Genomic DNA, 17,174 nt, shown 5'->3' with positions numbered 1-17,174 from the left:
CATGAATTTAACAAACACCTGTGTATCAATACTTTATATTTTTAGCGTATTTGAGACCAACTAACTGTTTGATTCTAAATATTCAAATTATGGAGCCTTAAAATACGAAATATTTTAACAAACAAGAGAAATTTAATTACGTTGCCAACGATAGTACACAAATGGGCTTTCTATCAGTATCGTCAATAACGTATGGGCATAAAAAAAGGACTCCGCTGAGTCCCAATCTTTGTTAACCTTAAATCTAATACTATGAAAAACACGATGCAAAGATAAAGGATTGCTATAATATTATCAACTGTTTACGCAAACAAATATCAAAAAGTGTTGTTTTCTTGATATAAATCAATCATTATGACTTTTTTATTGCATTTCAAAGCTGTTTCGATGTATAATAATTAATGTGAAAATACTTGTTAATTGAAAAAGAATCGCTATCTTTGCAAAAAGAAATAAATATAAGAAATCTGAGGAAAGAGAATTCCGACACATAAGTTGATTGTCGGAATTCTTTGTTTTATATTCCTCAAGAAAAACAATTAATAACAAAAATACTTATAACGTTATGGCTTACATGTCACAAGAAGGCTACGACAATCTTGTAGCCGAGCTTAATAGGCTCGAGTCTATCGAGCGCCCAAAGGCATCAGCTGCCATTGCAGAGGCGCGTGATAAGGGAGACTTAAGTGAGAATTCTGAATACGATGCTGCTAAAGAAGCGCAGGCTCACCTTGAAGATAAGATTAACAAAATGAAGCTGACCATTGCAGAAGCAAAGATAGTAGACGTCTCTCGGCTGAGTGCTAACATGGTTCAGATTTTGTCAAAGGTAGAGATGACCAATCTAAAAACCAAATCTAAAATGACTTACACCATTGTAAGTGAAAGCGAAGCGGATTTGAAAGCAGGGAAAATCTCTATCAAGACTCCTATTGCACAGGGATTATTAAACAAGAAGGTGGGTGATGAAGTTGAGATTAAGATTCCAGCTGGCACCATTCATCTACGTATTGACAACATTTCTATTGAATAAATTTGATGACTTATGGATATATTTTCAAAAATTGCTGCTGGTGAAATTCCAAGCTATAAATGTGCAGAAGATGCTCAATTTTATGCATTTTTAGACATCAATCCCTTGAAAGAAGGGCATACATTAGTCATTCCACGTCGTGAAGTTGATTATATTTTTGACATGGAAGATGAGGAGTTAGCTGCTTTCCAAATGTTTGCGAAAAAGGTGGCAAAAGCTATTAAGAGCGCTTATCCATGCAAGAAAGTGGCTCAAGTCGTTTTAGGATTAGAAGTGCCGCATGCGCATATCCACCTCATTCCTATGGATAATGAGGGCGATGTTGATTTCCATAAAAAGGGAATCATCTTTTCTGAAGAAGAATTCACTGCTATTGCGGAACGTATCCACAACGAATTTATGAAATTGTAAAAACATCAAGAGACCATAAGGAAATTCCTTTCAGCATCTTATCTACAACAAAAGACAATATGAAGATAGCAGTTTTCTGTTCCGCCAACGACCACATTGACCCTGTTTACTTTGAAAGAACGCAAGAGTTAGGCAACTGGATGGCTGAAGAGCACCACGACTTGGTGTTTGGCGGATGCAACTTAGGACTCATGGATTGTATTGCCAAGGCAGTACACCAAAGAGGTGGCAGAACAATTGGGGTCATTCCGTCCATCATTGAAAAGAATGGAAAGGTATCAGATGCCGTAGACATAGAAATTCCCTGCGACAACTTGAGTGACAGAAAAGAGCTGATGCTTGCGCAAAGTGACATTTCAATTGCACTTCCTGGCGGTGTTGGCACCCTTGACGAGATATTTTCTATCGTTTCAGCACATTCTATTGGCTACCACCATCACGTTGTTATCTTATACAATATCAATGGATTTTGGGATTCGCTCATTGCCCTACTGGATGATTTGACACAAAAGGGAATGATTAGAGGCGATTATCACCAACAAATAAAGATAGCACACTCCCTTGATGAAATAGCACATTTCATCAACGAGAACGCGTAAAGAAACACATATCCACAAAGATTTTCTTTCTTTTTCCTTTCATCGGCAGACAGAACCAACATCTTCTATCTGCCGATGAAAGATTTATTCAAACGACTTCAATGAGTCTATCATCTGATTGATAGCACTACTAAACGCAATCGGATTCTTGATGTATTCAAAGTAGTTGGTGGCTTCTCCCGTGGTTACTATCACCGTTCCATAGTCAAAGATGCGTCCCAAGACACTCTGCCTTATCTGTACACCTTCACATTTGCGCAACAAGAGTTCAAGTGAGTCACGCTGCACCAACCCCTTTTTGGCAATAATTCTACGGTTAGTGAGTACATATTGACGACCTCCGTACATCTTTATGCACTTCAAAACACTGATCAGAATTAGGATAAGACTTGCTGACAGCTGAATTTTGAAGAGTGTTCCATCAGTAGGAAACACCATGATAATGATTCCGAAAACAGCCCAAGACAATGCTCCCCAATAAAGAGAAGAGTGCAACTGCGGAATGTAAACAACCTGTTCACCTTCCATTAAATGTTTATCTATATACTTCATGTTATCTCACTGAAACTACTGCCGCTTCATTATCATGAGCTGACTGTCGGTGTGGTAAACATTCACCTACTCGAAAGTTATTTTCATCCCCCATTGTTGACGGCAAGTAGCCCTACTTCTATTGATGAACAACTATTTTACAATCGTGAAGTCGAGTTGCCGCTTCTCAAGGTTAGCCTGTGCAACCTTAATGCGAATGGCATCTCCCAACTGATATTTATGATGATGTCTACGTCCTACTAATAGATAATTCTTTTCATCAAAATCATAATAGTCATCATCTAAGTCGCGTATAGGCACTAATCCTTCGCAGTGATTTTCATCAATTTCACAATAGATACCATAATTCTGAATGCCACTGATGTGTGCATCAAACACTTCACCAAGATGCTCTCCCATAAATTCTACCATTTTATATTTGATAGAATCACGCTCTGCATTGGCAGCAATTTGTTCCATCTCCGAACTATGCTCACACAGTTCTTCGTAATATTCCTTGTTGGCACTCCGTCCACCTTGCGCATATCGGGTTAACAACCGATGCACCATCATGTCTGGATAGCGACGAATAGGAGATGTAAAATGGGTGTAATAAGGGAATGCCAACCCAAAGTGTCCTATGTTATGAATGGTGTATTTTGCTTTCATCATCGCCCTTAATGCCACCGTCTGTACCAATTTCTGCTCGTCTTTTCCCTCTACAGCGTCCATGAGTTTGTTGAGACTGCGTGCCATCTCGCCCTTTGTACCTTCTGTTTTCACCTTATAGCCGAATTTAACAACAAAGTCTTTTAGGTTTTCAAGCTTCTGTGGGTCTGGCACATCATGCACACGATAAGGCAACGTCTTTGATTTCTTGCCTTTCTTTACTTTTCCCACGCTCTCTGCCACCGTGCGATTTGCTAACAACATAAACTCCTCAATCAGCTTGTTGGCATCCTTCGAGCGCTTAAAATAACATCTGATAGGTTTTCCTGTCTCGTCTATATCGAAGTGAAGTTCTTCACTATCAAACTTCACTGCATCATTCTTAAATCTTACCTCACGCAACTTCTTTGCCAATTTATCGAGCATAATAAGCTCTTCGGCATTTTCTCCTACATATTTACCATTGCGTGGTTGGGGAGCAGGCTGCCCTGTTCCATCTTTAACTCCATTCTCTTCAAGAAGTTGTTGCACCTCTTCGTAGGCATAGCGACGATTGCTTTTTATGACGGTATGCACTATCCGAGTGTTTGCTACCACACCTTGCTCATCCATATTCACGATGACACTATAACAAAGTTTCTCCTCATTGGGGCGAAGCGAACAGATATAGTTACACAATCGTTCTGGGAGCATTGGAATAGTACGGTCGACTAAATAGACCGAAGTGGCACGCTTTTGTGCTTCCTTGTCGATGATAGAGCCTTCTTTCACATAGTGTGTGACGTCTGCGATATGGATGCCGACCTCCCACATGCCTCTATTCAACTTCCGAATAGACAGTGCGTCATCAAAATCCTTGGCATCTTTGGGGTCTATGGTACAGGTAAAGACGTCTCGGAAGTCCTCCCGAGTCTGCAATTCTGCTTGAGATATATCGCCTGAAATCTTATCAGCAGCCTGCTCTACAGCTTTAGGATACTTATAAGGCAAGCCATATTGGGCTAAAATAGTATTCATCTCAGCATCGTTGTCGCCTGTATCACCCAAGATATCCACGACTTGTCCCATAATGTTCTTATGCTCTGGATCGGGCCATTTGGTTACTTTGACCACCACTTTCTCATTATTTTTTCCTCCTTTGAGCCTGCTTTTTGGTATCAAAATGTCGTGTACAAACAAATTTTCTTGTGTGACAAGATAAGCAATATCTTTCTCTACACGCAATTTCCCAACGAATTGATCGCGTGCTCGCGATAATATTTCAATGACTTGTGCTTCTCTGATGTGCTTTTCCCGACGTGCTAAAAGCGAGACTTTCACACGATCACCGTTCAAAGCAGACATAGAATTACGTTCTGGAACAAAGATGGGCTTATCACTTTCGTCTGGGATAAACGAATTCTTACCATTCCCTTTACGGCAAAATACACCTTCCAAAATCTGCCCCATCTCGTTGAGACGATAAGAGTTGTCAGACACTTTGGTCAAAAAGTCATCCCACGCCATCTCTTCCATGATGTCAATAGCCAACATTTTCAAAGGATGTGTGTCTAATCTCAACGAGCGAAAGATGTCCTTCAAACCAAAGGTTTGCCCTGGTTGTGTAGAGAAGAAGCCTTCCAGTTTTTCACTTAATTGTTTCTTTGACATTCGTTTCCCACCTTTTTTTCCTTTTCCCATAACGTTTTGTGTTTTATAATGATAATTGCAAATTAACAAAAAAGAATTGATAACGCACCGTTTTGTATCGAATATTTTGCATTAAATTTGGGTTTCGAAGATATTTCTGTAACTTTGCACCTTAATTATATTTATTGATGAATATTCTTATTACGGGTGCAAGTGGTTTTGTTGGCAGTTTTATTGTCAGCGAAGCCTTACAACGAGGTATGGAGGTATGGGCGGCTGTGAGGCCTTCTTCTTCACGTGAATACCTCCAAGACAAGCGTATCCATTTTCTTACACTCGACCTTTCATCTACCGAAACATTGGTCAAACAACTCAAAGATTATGCGTTTGACTATGTGGTACATGCCGCAGGAATAACGAAGAGCGTGCATGCGGAAGACTTTTTCAAGGTAAACACCGAAGGGACAAAACACCTTGTTGATGCCCTACTCCAACTTCGCATGCCCATGAAACGCTTCATCTACATCAGTTCATTAGGCGTATTTGGTGCCATCAAGGACACAATGCCCTATCATGAAATCAACGAAGACGATGTTCCAAAGCCTAATACCCATTACGGCAAAAGCAAATTAGCAGCCGAACAGTATCTCGATCGCATTGGCAACGATTTCCCATACGTCATTCTACGTCCTACAGGCATTTATGGTCCACGCGAAAAAGATTATTATCTGGTCGCCAAAAGCATCAAAAACCAAGTAGATTTTTCAGTAGGCTTTCAACGTCAAGACCTCACTTTCGTTTACGTTCTCGATGTAGTTCAAGCCGTTTTTTTAGCTTTGGACAGAGGTATGAATGGTCGTAAATACTTCATTACAGATGGGAAAGTGTACCAATCTAATGCATTCAACGACCTTATCAGAAAGGAATTGGGCAACCCATGGTGCCTACATCTACATGCACCGATATGGTTATTGCGCCTCATTGCCAATCTGTGTGAATACTTGGGAAAATATACAGGCAAGGCAACGACGCTGAACAAAGACAAATATAACATCATACGCCAACGCAACTGGCGCTGTAACATAGAACCAACCATGGACGAATTGGGGTATCACCCACATTATACACTGTCCGATGGCGTGCCTCAAACGATTAAATGGTATCGGGAAAATCATTGGTTATAGCCCCCTTTTCCTGCTTATCTTAAAGAACTGAATCAAAATGAACTATTTCATTTCTGACTTTTTCACACGAGAAAAGAAACCCGTACGTGGACTGTTACCCATAGAGTGGGCTATGTTTCTTTACATGGGATTCACGTTTCTCATGATTTTGTTGACTTATACCAAGTTGGTGAACCCACAGTCAATGCTTATAGGGCGTGTCCAAATTGCCATTATTACCATGGCTTTATGGGGAGTCTACCGCTTGTTGCCCTGTCGATTCATCAAGGTGATACGCTCCTTCGTACAAATGGGGTTGTTAGTGTGGTGGTATCCCGACACCTACGAGCTTAACAGAGTACTTCCAAACCTTGATCATCTCTTCGCCACTTGGGAACAACAACTCTTCGGGATGCAACCTGCACTGGCTTTTGCACATCACTTCTCCTCGCCCATCATCAGCGAATTGATGGATATGGGTTATGCTTCGTACTACCCCATGGTAGCAGCTGTGCCTCTATTCTACTTGTTTTTTCACCGAAAAGAGTTCCAACGAAGTGCCTTTGTTCTCACTGCCTCGTTCTTTCTCTTTTATGCCATTTATGTATTACTGCCCGTTGTGGGTCCCACCTTTTATTTCAAAGCCATCGGACTCGAACAAGCAGCAAAAGGAGTCTTCCCTCCTATGTACGATTATTTCAACTTTCACCAAGACTGTTTGCCCAGTCCGGGATACCACGAAGGCTTCTTTTATCATCTTGTAGAGGATGCCAAAGCCGCTGGCGAGCGTCCCACAGCCGCCTTTCCCAGCTCGCACGTAGGCATTTCTACCATCTGTCTCCTGCTCATAGGTCATACCAAAAATAGGATGTTGCTCTACATCATGCTTCCTTTTTACCTCTTTTTGTGTATGGCGACCGTGTACATTCAGGCACATTATGCCATTGATGCCTTTGCTGGTCTCATCACAGGAGTGATTTTTTACTATTTTTTAATGTATATCAGTAGGAACATGAAGGGGTAGCTCTACATATACTTTTGTCCTAAAAAATGACTGAAATTTAACACTTCTAAACTCCTCATTCTACACAAAAAAATGGGTTATTTGATGTAAAATAAGGAGTCATTTTTCCTGTTTTTATGAACAAAATCTACTAAAACATGCACTTAATGGCGCTATCTCGTGTTTATAACACTACTGAAAGCACCATCTAACGGTGTTATCTCCATGAGTTAATGAGCTTAAAGCATTGCTTTAGGTGGTACGAAAAACCAACAAAACAACTAACTTACTGATTATCAAGAAAGAAGAAACTTCTCCAATACTCGCATATTCAGCGCCACTTCCCCACTTGCTGACAAATACGCGAATTATGGAGAGGCACTTGTAAAGATAATTCAGCATGAATTTGCTTAGAAATCACAGCAAAGAAGTACCAAATACTGAATACAACCATATCAAAATTATTTTGTACCTTTGTACCCTAATGACAAAGACAATGAAAAAACTTTTTATAGAGACGTATGGATGCCAAATGAATGTGGCTGACAGTGAGGTAGTAGCATCGGTCATGCAAATGGCTGGCTACGAACTTTGCGAACAAGAGGAAGAGGCTGACGCTATCTTTTTAAATACATGTAGTGTCCGCGAGAACGCTGAGAACAAAATATACAACCGCTTAGATGCCTTGCATGCAGAACGCAAGAAAGGTAGAAATCTCATTTTAGGTGTGTTAGGCTGTATGGCAGAGCGTGTGAAGGACGACTTGCTGAACAATCATCATACCAACTTGGTGTGCGGTCCTGACTCGTATCTGAACTTGCCCGACATGATGGCACAAGCCGAGACGGGCAACAAGGCTATTGATATTGAGCTTTCAAAAACAGAGACCTACAAGGATGTAGTGCCTCAACGCCTGATGATAGGCAAAGTGAGTGGCTTTGTGAGCATTATGCGTGGTTGCAATAACTTTTGCCATTATTGCATCGTTCCTTACACGCGCGGCAGAGAACGGTCGAGAGATGTCGAGAGCATCCTGCGTGAGGTGCGTGATTTGCGCGACAAGCATTACAAGGAAATCACACTCTTAGGACAAAACGTGAACTCATATTGCTTCACTGTTCCCGAACGACAGCTGGATAATGGAGAGACTATTGCTGCCCACACCATTGACTTTCCGCAACTGTTGCGCCGTGTCGCCCATGAAGTACCCGATATTCGTATCCGTTTTACCTCATCGCATCCCAAAGATATGAGCGACGATACCTTGCGCGTCATCGCCGAAGAGCCCAATGTATGCAAGCATATCCACCTACCAGTTCAAAGTGGCAGCGACAAAATTCTAAAGCTGATGAACCGCAAATACACAGTGGAATGGTATATGGATCGCATTCGTGCCATACAACGTATCATTCCCGATTGCGGTATTTCTACCGATATATTTGTAGGTTATCATGGTGAGACAGAAGAAGACCACCAACTATCGCTCCAATTGATGCGCACCGTGGGCTATGACTCTGCCTTCATGTTCAAGTATTCTGAACGACCAGGCACCTACGCCTCGAAACATTTGCCCGACAATGTACCCGAGGAGGAGAAGATTCGACGCCTCAACGAGATGATACATCTACAAACCGAACTGAGTGCTATCTCTAATAAAAAGGATGAAGGCAAAGATTTTGAGGTGTTAGTAGAAGGATTTAGCAAGCGTAGCAGAGAGCAACTCTGTGGCAGAACAGAGCAAAACAAGATGGTGGTGTTTGACAAAGGCAAGCATCACATTGGTGAGACGGTACGTGTGCGCATCATGAGAAGTACCTCGGCAACCCTGTTTGGAGAAGAAGTTACGAAGTAGTGGGCGACGCATTGAGCGGTGAGTGAGCAAGTCACCAAATGCTATCGGCACAGTAAGTAAGACCTTGAACGGTATTCTATCTTACTCGCTGTGCCGATAAACTATACAAGAAATACGAGGTTATCTATTTAATTTCCACGTTACACCATCCTTCGTATCTTTCACTTCGAAACCATTAGCAGCCAAGGCATCACGTATTTGGTCGCTGGTAGCCCAATCTTTAGCCTGCTTAGCCTTTGCCCTTAACTCAAGCACCATGTCTACCACCTTTCCGTATGCTGCTTCACGAGCATCGTTGTCGTTGCCTTGCTCATTTTTAAGTCCTAACAAGTCGAAAGCAAACAAGTGCATCACTTCTTTCAATTCGTCTAAATCTTTTTGATCAATGCTACCTGTGTGGTCGAGCAAAGTGTTGATGATGTGGCACGCCTCGAACAACTTACTAATGACAACTGGTGTTTGCAAATCATCATTCATGGCATCATAGCACTGTTGGCGCAATTCGGCAACAAACTTATGTGTAGCCTCATCCGAGGTTGCCGCTGCTTGCAAACGTTCCAAATCGTGTACACCATTCATCAAACGCTCTAAACCTTTTTGACTTGCTTGTAATGCCTCGTTGGAAAAATCTACCGTTCCACGGTAGTGAGCCGACAGGATGAAGAACCGAATTGTCATGGGTGAATAGGGCTGTTCCAAACTGTCATGTTCGCCTGTAAAGAATTGTTCGAGCGTGATGAAATTGCCCAAGCTCTTTCCCATCTTCTTCCCATTGATAGTAATCATGTTATTGTGCATCCAATAGCGCACCATCTGGTCGCCCTGACTGGCTACAGCTTGCGCTATTTCACATTCGTGATGTGGGAAGACAAGGTCCATTCCCCCGCCATGAATATCGAAATGATTGCCCAAATATTTACGCCCCATGGCGGTACACTCACAGTGCCAGCCAGGGAAACCATCGCTCCAAGGACTGGGCCAACGCATGATATGTTCGGGCATGGCACGCTTCCAAAGGGCAAAGTCTACTTGGTTGCGCTTCTCGCCTACACCGTCCAACTCACGACTGTTATTAATGACATCGTCCAAGTTTCGCCCAGAGAGTATGCCATAGTGATGATCTTTGTTATATTTCTCAATATCAAAATAAACCGAACCGTTGCTCTCGTAAGCATAACCATTGGCAAGAATTTGTTTTACCAGTTCCTCTTGCTCTATGATGTGACCTGTGGCATGCGGCTCGATGCTTGGAGGCAGCACGTTTAGGGCTTCCATAGCAGCATGGTAACGATTGGTATAATGCTGCGCTATCTCCATGGGTTCCAACTGTTCCAAGCGAGCTTTCTTCTCAATCTTGTCGTCACCTTCGTCGGCATCGTGTTCCAAATGCCCCACATCGGTAATATTACGGACGTAGCGCACCTTGTACCCAAGATGCTTGAGATAACGGAAAAGGATGTCAAAAGTAATCGACGGACGGGCATGTCCTAAGTGCGGATCGCCATAAACAGTAGGGCCACACACATACATACCAACGTTGGGGGCATGCAAAGGCTCGAAGAGTTCCTTCTTACGTGTCAGGGTATTATAAACAAAAAGTTTCTGTTCCATAAGTCTATCAACATAATTAGCTGTTGCAAAGATACAGCTTTTAGACAAAAGAACGATAGGATTTGAACATAAGAGTGAAAAGAATCCTATTTTTCTGTCAAAGAAAAACCATTAGAGAAAATGAAGAAGTACTGCTACAGCGTGTCTTTGGCAATAATACCGTAATGGATGAGTGCCTCTCGAACTCCATGCTCGTCTACAGAAGTAGTGATATAATCGGCAACCTGCTTTAATTCAGGTACGGCATTTCCCATAGCCACCCCTATTCCTGCCTGCTGAATGATAGTGATGTCGTTGCCTCCATCGCCAAAAGCCATCGTCTCATTGAGCGAAAGTCCCAAATAGTTGGCCATCGCTTGCAAGCCCTGCCCCTTATCAGCAGAAAGGGAGGTGATGTCCGTAAAAGCGGGATGCCAACGTCCAGACTGACAAGTGGGAAGCTTACTCATCAGTTCTGTTTCTTGCTGTTGCGTAATAAAAGGACTCAATTGTAAAATAGGCTCTTGTAAAACCACATTCTGTGATACCGCTTTATCTATGCCCTGAACCTTAAGAAGCTCTAAGAAAACTTGGTTGAACGTTTCATCTTGCTGAAAAACACATAAATGTTTGGTGCCCACCAAGACACAGCAAAACTGCTGTTCTATAGCTTGCGAAATGACAAAGTCAACGCTCTCTCGAGGGATGGCGTGCTGGCAAACATCGTGATTTCCAACAAAACAGTAAGCTCCATTGGTGGTGATGTAGCCGTCTATTAAATGTTGAATGGAACCGAGAACCGTGATTAACGACAACGGTCTGCCTGTTGAAATATACACTTGTACGCCGTTAGCCTTTGCCTCCTCTAATGCCTGTACCGTGGAGTCAGGTATTTGGTGGGTTTGAAAACTAACCAGTGTGCCATCAATATCAAAAAATAACGCTTTTATTTTATAATTCATACGCAGATTTCTTTTCCGTGTTCAAAGTGAATGTTGCTCTTTTACCCAGAACAGTGATGCCTATTATTGTCTTTCTACAAAGGTACGACTATTAAAAGGGGGAATAAAAAATATTTCGTTAAGATTCAATAATCAATCCCATAAGGTGATAATTGTCAAGAAAATATGTATCTTTGCGTTTGCTACAATGCCGAAAACCGATGAATAGACATTTCCTAAGAATATGAAACAAATTATCAGTCATCTTACAGACAACGACGCCTATACTTTTAGTTGCCAATATTATATTTTACAAAAATATCCTCGTGCAGAGGTAGAATACAACTTCTTTGACCGCAACGACACCATTTATCCAGAAGGATTTGCAGGGTTAGTGGAAGAACAATTAGGCTATATGCCGCAAGTCATGATAACGCAGGAGGAGATTTCGTTCATGAAACGTAGGATGTACTACCTTCCCGAATGGTATTTTACGTTTCTTCGTGGTTATCGATTCAATCCTCACGAAGTAACGGTAACGCAAGATGAAGCAGGACATTTGCAAATTACAGTGCGCGGCAAGTGGTATTCAGCCATTATGTGGGAAATGCCTATCTTGGCTACCATATCCGAGTTAATGCACTATCTTCGTGGTGATTTTGAGAGATACAACTTGGAAGTGGAACGAAAAAGAGCCATAGAAAAGACAAGAGAGATATTGAAAAATGGTATTGTCTTAGGGGATATGGGTACTCGGCGCAGGTTCTCGTTCGATCATCACGACACGGTAGTGAAGGTAATGAAAGAGACTTACGAACAAGGTGGCTATCAAGACGAGGCCGGATATCACAAATGGACAGGGAAGCTGACAGGAACAAGCAATGTGTATTTGGCAATGAAGCACGATTTGACGCCTATCGGAACCATGAGTCATCAACTGATACAATTTGAAGAAAACATCAGTGGTGTCTTTGAATGCAACTTTAATGTCATGAAAAAATTTAGTGATGTCTACGATGGCGATAATGGTATTTATCTATACGACTGCTTTGGCGATAAAGTTTTCTTCAATAATCTATCCAAACGCATGGCTATGATGTTTACAGGACTGCGTGTAGATAGTGGTGACGAGCAAGAACAGACAGAGAAGATTATTGAGAAATACAAGAGCTTGGGTATCAATCCTAAAACCAAGCAAGTGGTGTATAGCAATGGACTCGACATCAAGAAGGCAATCAAAATACACGAATATGTCAATGGACGCATACAAGACAGCTATGGAATGGGGACTTTCTTAACCTGTGATGTGGAGAATGCGGAACCAATGAATATTGTTGTGAAACTAACAAAGAGCCGAATTACAGAAAAACGCGAATGGCACGACTGCGTGAAACTGTCGTGCGATAAAGGTAAAACGGTAGGGAATCCCGAGAAGTGTGCCTATCTCCTCAAGCAATTAGCGTAGCCAAGAGGTCAAAATAAATGGAAATCATGCGGACGGTGCTGTATCAGAAGTTCTGAGCAGCACCGTCTTATCAATGAAACGATGTGTATTATCCCTGCTTCTTGAGTTGGCTGCGATACATACCATCTACAATGCTGTCTGCCAAACTGATATTAGGAACATATATGGCATCGCATTTTAAGCCGCTGGCTACCATTAGAAAGATTTCTGCTGCTGGTATGATAACATCGACACGGTCGTCTTTCAAACCATATTTTTCTTTCCTTTCTTCCTCGTTGAGTTGAGCAAGTTCTTCGTATATCTCCTTTAGTTCACTCACTTTTATGACCTTCTCGTCATTTTTATTGTGCGTCAACTTAAAGAGTTTATTGATGTTTCCACCCGAACCAATGATTTGCGCACCAGGAAACTCTTCTGCATACATGTCCAGCATACCGCGCATTTGATACTTGGTAGCATTGGTTACCTTTCCACTGAGCATGCGCAAGGTACCGATATTGAACGAATGACTCTCCGCTAACACCCCATCATGCAGCAATGAAATTTCGGTACTACCTCCTCCGACATCTACATACGCATAGCTACCACTGTTGCTATTGGTTTGCTCAATCACGTTATTGCACAGCAAACGCGCCTCTTCTTCTCCCCGAATAATTTCCAGTTTGATGCCCGTTTCCTGCATTATTGATTTCATTATCTTTTTGCCATTCTCTGCATCACGCATTGCTGCCGTTGCACAAGCACGATAATCATCCACCTGATTCAATAACATAAAGTGCTTGAAACCCTTCATCATGTGCATCATCATGACTTCGCGCTCTTTTGAAATCTTACCTAATGTAAAGACATCTTTACCCAAACGTAGCGGTACACGGATGAATAGGACGCGTTTAATGCGGTCGAACTCGGGCGCATTGTCATCAAATCGCTTGATTAGTAAGCGAGCACCATTCGACCCTATATCTATGGCAGCGTATGTTTTTGCTTTCATTACTTTTAAGTTTTTAATTATTCTACCTCATTATTTTCCAGCTATTAAGCCTGTTCTTGCTCATTTTGATAAGCTCGAAACAAAGCTTCTTGCGAACGGAAAGGCTGTTGCTGGTCAGGAATAGATTGAATTTCATTGGTTCCAAACCCATCTACGATTCGCCCATTAGCAGTGTCTTGCATTCCGTATTCAATGGTACGTAATAAATCTTGCTGCAAATCATCGTCATAAACGGGAGACATGACCTCTATACGATTAATCAGATTTCGGGGCATCCAATCTGCCGAGCCTAAGAAATAACGTGGCTTACCACCATTGCAAAATATCAAAATGCGGGAATGTTCTAAGTATCTATCAATAATTCCTATAATCTTTATATTTTCACTAACCCCTTTGATTCCAGGTACTAATGAGCAATTACCACGAAGAAGAATATCAATTTGAACACCAGCAGAAGAAGCTTCATACAGTTTTTCAACGATATCAGCGTCTGTGATGTGGTTGATTTTGATTTTAACCCAAGCCTCAAGTCCTGCCTGCGCATTCTTCATCTCGGTATCTAACATCCGAATAATACGCGTCTTCATCGAGTTGGGTGACACCATCAGCTCTCTGAACCGTACTTGTGAAAAAGGTTTGTCTATAAAGCTAAACACCTTTTCAACCTCATTGACTATACGTGGACGGGCGGTCATCATGAGATAATCGGTATAAGTCTTGGCATTACCCTCGTGGAAGTTGCCTGTACCCACACAAGCGAAGTTCCCTGATTTGGTCGTGATATGCAACAATTTGGAGTGAATCTTTAGTCCTTCCACTCCAAAGATAACATTCACGCCCTCCTCTTGCATTCGTTTACTCCACTTGATATTACTCTCTTCATCAAAACGAGCCAACAGTTCGACGACTGCTGTGACCTTTTTACCGTTTTGCGCTGCACAGATTAAGGCCTTGACCACTTTAGAATCTTTTGCCAAACGGTAGAGTGTCGTCTTAATTTCCTGAACCTCTGGGCGCAGAGCCGCCTCTCTAAGTAGTCGAATATATCCATTAAAAGAATGGTAAGGAACATGGATAAATCGATCTTTCGCCTTGATAAGGTCAAAGATACTGTCATCTGACAAGAATTCTGGCTTCAGTATTCCTGACCATTTGGGATAACTAAGTTGATTGTGACTAAATGAAGGAAAATCCATTAAGTCCTTATGATTTTGATATCTGCCCGCAGCTAATTGTGTGTCCAACTCTTTTATATTCAAGCGATGCATCATTTTTTTCTTTAAATCTGAAGGCATGTTCTTATCATAAACCAATCGAATAGCCTCTCCTCGTTTCCTGCTGCTCACTCCTATAGCGATGCGTTCCATGACTCCATAATCAGATTCGTTATCAACCTCCATCTCTGCATCCTTTGTGAACTTGAAGGAATAAGCTTCATACGTACAGCCTTTAATCCCAATAAAGACAAGTGGTAAACAATAACGAATGACATCGTCGAGGTACATAAAGTTGTCATAACCGTCGGAAGATGGTATTTTGATAAAACGCCCATAAATGCGATCGGGCACTTTAATGATGGCATACTTTGGCTTATGATTCCCTTCTGTGGTTCGCTTTACCATTAAATAGATTCGATTGTCTTCCAACACGCTGATGTCGTCTATCTGTGAGAGCCATATAGGATTGGTAGAGCCATTCAACTTATCGTAATAAAACTCGGTCAGGAAAGTTTTTTGCTCCTCGTTGAGTTGTGTATCGTCAAGCAATCGGATATGATGTGTTTTCAAATCGTCAAATACCTGATTGATGACCTGGGTATATTCTCTGTTGTATTCTTCGTTCAAACGGTTAATCGTCTTGATGGTTTTCTTGATTTTCTTTTCGGTTTGAGTCTCAATTCTGCCATTATCTAAAATCTTATTGAGAGAAGCTACACGCACTCGAAAGAACTCATCCAAGTTATTTGAATAGATACCAAGGAATGAAAGACGTTCTAACAGAGGCACATGTTCTTTTTGTGCTTCTTGTAAAATACGATGATTAAAGTACATCCAACTTACATCACGCTCAACATAGCTGTGGTTCTTATTATTTTTCCGTGTTGTCATAAAGCAGTCTTGATTATTATTGACGATGAAAATTGCAAGAGAGAAGCTTATTCTTCCGATACTTCAACATGTTTGTCTCCCTTTTTCACATTCTCGATTACAATGTCTTCCAACTCTAAAGGTACATGGAGCTGTTTAATATAATGCTTGGAAGCTCCCTCTGGAACAATGATTTTCTTGAGCGACTCACAATTAGAAATGGTCGTACGAGCAACATGCTCTACTACTCCAAAGAAGGTAATTTTCTTCAATTTATCGCATTCCGCAAAGGCATGTCCTTCAATGGTACTTACTGATGCAGGTATCACGATTTCTTCGAGACTATCACAGTCAGAAAAAGCATCACTCCCTATAGCCTTTACTGTGTCAGGGATAACAACTTTTTTAAGGTTTCGACGACGGGTGAAAGCAAAATCCGAGATTTGTTCAACAGTCTTCGGAATGATGACCATGGCTGCATCCGTTAAGCATGCAATGAGCGTTTTCTGATCAGCTGAGTACAACAATTTGTTCTCAATCACGAAATGAGGAGATTGACAATCTACTACATGACTATTGAGATCGATGAAAGGATTGTATCCAAGAGTTTTTACAGATGCAGGAATCACCAATTTTTTCAATGACATACATCTGGCAAAAGCCTCATTACCAATTCGAGTAACGGTCTCGGGTATCTTTATCTCCTCCACATAAGCACATCCCCAGAACGCATTATCATCAATTGTTTCAGTTCCTTCAGGGATTTCGTAGACACCTTCTAAGGTCTTCGATGCCATAATGACACGCTTTTGTTTCTTGGAATAGAACACGCCAGCCGCATCCTCCTTGGCTCCTGTCATTTTTTTCAAGGCAAGATTTAATACCAAATTCTCGAATTTATCCTCTCTATTTAAGGTTTTCTTGAGGACATCCTTGATGAGTTTTTTATTCTCTTTCATACAACGATACAATTAGTTTGTTGCAAATTTAAGATATAATATCGAAATATTGTTGTATTGCTTTTTACAATTATATTACATTTTTATGTGACTGTCGTTATAAATAGGATTCTTTCCATCATTTGTTATGCGCAATCGCTTATCTTTTGTCATAAAAATGTAACAAGTTTATCACCTCAATAAAAAAGTAAACATGTAATTTTGTGTCAAAATAAGCATCACTCAACTCAAATAAATCATGAGAGCCCTGA

14 protein-coding genes are annotated in these 17,174 nt (G+C 41.3%); 7 read left to right on the top strand and 7 right to left on the bottom strand.

From position 1 onward, the window contains the following. Positions 1-565: 565 nt before the first annotated feature. The 3 genes from greA to BN35_RS06430 are packed head-to-tail and all read left to right on the top strand — an operon-like array spanning position 566 to position 2,043. Positions 566-1,033, top strand: coding sequence for a transcription elongation factor GreA (gene greA, locus BN35_RS06440; RefSeq protein ID WP_008123910.1), 468 nt, complete (start codon positions 566-568; stop codon positions 1,031-1,033). A gap of 12 nt (positions 1,034-1,045) precedes the next feature. Beyond that, positions 1,046-1,444 (top strand): HIT family protein, encoded by a 399-nt coding sequence (locus tag BN35_RS06435; protein WP_025072073.1) that lies wholly within the window; start codon positions 1,046-1,048, stop codon positions 1,442-1,444. A gap of 59 nt (positions 1,445-1,503) precedes the next feature. Next, on the top strand, positions 1,504-2,043 hold the full coding sequence (locus tag BN35_RS06430; protein ID WP_025072072.1) for an LOG family protein: 540 nt from the start codon (positions 1,504-1,506) through the stop codon (positions 2,041-2,043). An 84-nt stretch (positions 2,044-2,127) separates the two neighbouring features. Here BN35_RS06430 and BN35_RS06425 read toward each other — a convergent pair whose 3' ends face one another. Together BN35_RS06425 and rnr are read right to left on the bottom strand one after the other, a co-directional pair. Further along, complete coding sequence (locus tag BN35_RS06425) at positions 2,128-2,595, bottom strand: PH domain-containing protein (protein ID WP_025072071.1); 468 nt, start codon at positions 2,593-2,595, stop codon at positions 2,128-2,130. A gap of 132 nt (positions 2,596-2,727) precedes the next feature. Further along, on the bottom strand, positions 2,728-4,923 hold the full coding sequence (rnr, locus tag BN35_RS06420; protein WP_025072070.1) for a ribonuclease R: 2,196 nt from the start codon (positions 4,921-4,923) through the stop codon (positions 2,728-2,730). A gap of 137 nt (positions 4,924-5,060) precedes the next feature. Between rnr and BN35_RS06415 the strand changes: the two genes are divergently transcribed. The 3 genes from BN35_RS06415 (at position 5,061) to miaB (ending at position 8,890) form a co-directional block, all read left to right on the top strand. Further along, the gene (locus BN35_RS06415; protein WP_025072069.1) at positions 5,061-6,056 is read left to right on the top strand and encodes an NAD-dependent epimerase/dehydratase family protein; all 996 of its coding nucleotides are present in this window, start codon (positions 5,061-5,063) and stop codon (positions 6,054-6,056) included. Between the two features lie 37 nt (positions 6,057-6,093). Continuing rightward, positions 6,094-7,059 (top strand): phosphatase PAP2 family protein, encoded by a 966-nt coding sequence (locus BN35_RS06410; RefSeq protein WP_025072068.1) that lies wholly within the window; start codon positions 6,094-6,096, stop codon positions 7,057-7,059. A gap of 475 nt (positions 7,060-7,534) precedes the next feature. Then, on the top strand, positions 7,535-8,890 hold the full coding sequence (gene miaB, locus BN35_RS06405) for a tRNA (N6-isopentenyl adenosine(37)-C2)-methylthiotransferase MiaB (RefSeq protein ID WP_028900987.1): 1,356 nt from the start codon (positions 7,535-7,537) through the stop codon (positions 8,888-8,890). 120 nt (positions 8,891-9,010) lie between these two features. Here miaB and cysS read toward each other — a convergent pair whose 3' ends face one another. Together cysS and BN35_RS06395 are read right to left on the bottom strand one after the other, a co-directional pair. Next, positions 9,011-10,501, bottom strand: coding sequence for a cysteine--tRNA ligase (gene cysS, locus BN35_RS06400; RefSeq protein WP_028900986.1), 1,491 nt, complete (start codon positions 10,499-10,501; stop codon positions 9,011-9,013). Positions 10,502-10,635: 134 nt separating this feature from the next. After that, positions 10,636-11,442, bottom strand: coding sequence for a Cof-type HAD-IIB family hydrolase (locus BN35_RS06395; RefSeq protein WP_025072067.1), 807 nt, complete (start codon positions 11,440-11,442; stop codon positions 10,636-10,638). Positions 11,443-11,665: 223 nt separating this feature from the next. Here BN35_RS06395 and pncB point away from each other — a divergent pair, with 223 nt between their 5' ends. Then, entirely contained in the window at positions 11,666-12,886 is a 1,221-nt protein-coding gene (gene pncB / locus BN35_RS06390) for a nicotinate phosphoribosyltransferase (RefSeq protein ID WP_025072066.1), read from the top strand. An 88-nt stretch (positions 12,887-12,974) separates the two neighbouring features. On the opposite strand, the gene BN35_RS06385 is transcribed toward pncB, so the two are convergent. The 3 genes from BN35_RS06385 to BN35_RS06375 are packed head-to-tail and all read right to left on the bottom strand — an operon-like array spanning position 12,975 to position 16,923. Beyond that, positions 12,975-13,877 (bottom strand): Ppx/GppA phosphatase family protein, encoded by a 903-nt coding sequence (locus BN35_RS06385; protein ID WP_025072065.1) that lies wholly within the window; start codon positions 13,875-13,877, stop codon positions 12,975-12,977. 44 nt (positions 13,878-13,921) lie between these two features. Continuing rightward, positions 13,922-15,985 (bottom strand): RNA degradosome polyphosphate kinase, encoded by a 2,064-nt coding sequence (locus tag BN35_RS06380; protein ID WP_028900984.1) that lies wholly within the window; start codon positions 15,983-15,985, stop codon positions 13,922-13,924. 47 nt (positions 15,986-16,032) lie between these two features. After that, positions 16,033-16,923 carry a leucine-rich repeat domain-containing protein gene (locus BN35_RS06375; RefSeq protein ID WP_025072064.1) on the bottom strand — a complete coding sequence of 297 codons (891 nt, stop codon included), beginning with the start codon at positions 16,921-16,923 and terminating at the stop codon, positions 16,033-16,035. Between the last annotated feature and the right edge of the window lie 251 nt (positions 16,924-17,174).

Origin of the sequence: Hoylesella timonensis 4401737 = DSM 22865 = JCM 15640, assembly GCF_000455445.1 — a bacterium.
GTDB lineage: Bacteria > Bacteroidota > Bacteroidia > Bacteroidales > Bacteroidaceae > Prevotella > Prevotella timonensis.
The sequence above is the reverse complement of the archived record's forward strand: the minus strand, read 5'-3'. Positions and strand labels throughout refer to the sequence as shown.

Bases quoted from the DNA above. Each gene is read 5' to 3' on its own strand.
- greA (WP_008123910.1), top strand. From the start codon at position 566: ATGGCTTACATGTCACAAGAAGGCTACGACAATCTTGTAGCCGAGCTT.
- BN35_RS06435 (WP_025072073.1), top strand. From the start codon at position 1,046: ATGGATATATTTTCAAAAATTGCTGCTGGTGAAATTCCAAGCTATAAA.
- BN35_RS06430 (WP_025072072.1), top strand. From the start codon at position 1,504: ATGAAGATAGCAGTTTTCTGTTCCGCCAACGACCACATTGACCCTGTT.
- BN35_RS06425 (WP_025072071.1), bottom strand. From the start codon at position 2,595: ATGAAGTATATAGATAAACATTTAATGGAAGGTGAACAGGTTGTTTAC.
- rnr (WP_025072070.1), bottom strand. From the start codon at position 4,923: ATGGGAAAAGGAAAAAAAGGTGGGAAACGAATGTCAAAGAAACAATTA.
- BN35_RS06415 (WP_025072069.1), top strand. From the start codon at position 5,061: ATGAATATTCTTATTACGGGTGCAAGTGGTTTTGTTGGCAGTTTTATT.
- BN35_RS06410 (WP_025072068.1), top strand. From the start codon at position 6,094: ATGAACTATTTCATTTCTGACTTTTTCACACGAGAAAAGAAACCCGTA.
- miaB (WP_028900987.1), top strand. From the start codon at position 7,535: ATGAAAAAACTTTTTATAGAGACGTATGGATGCCAAATGAATGTGGCT.
- cysS (WP_028900986.1), bottom strand. From the start codon at position 10,501: ATGGAACAGAAACTTTTTGTTTATAATACCCTGACACGTAAGAAGGAA.
- BN35_RS06395 (WP_025072067.1), bottom strand. From the start codon at position 11,442: ATGAATTATAAAATAAAAGCGTTATTTTTTGATATTGATGGCACACTG.
- pncB (WP_025072066.1), top strand. From the start codon at position 11,666: ATGAAACAAATTATCAGTCATCTTACAGACAACGACGCCTATACTTTT.
- BN35_RS06385 (WP_025072065.1), bottom strand. From the start codon at position 13,877: ATGAAAGCAAAAACATACGCTGCCATAGATATAGGGTCGAATGGTGCT.
- BN35_RS06380 (WP_028900984.1), bottom strand. From the start codon at position 15,985: ATGACAACACGGAAAAATAATAAGAACCACAGCTATGTTGAGCGTGAT.
- BN35_RS06375 (WP_025072064.1), bottom strand. From the start codon at position 16,923: ATGAAAGAGAATAAAAAACTCATCAAGGATGTCCTCAAGAAAACCTTA.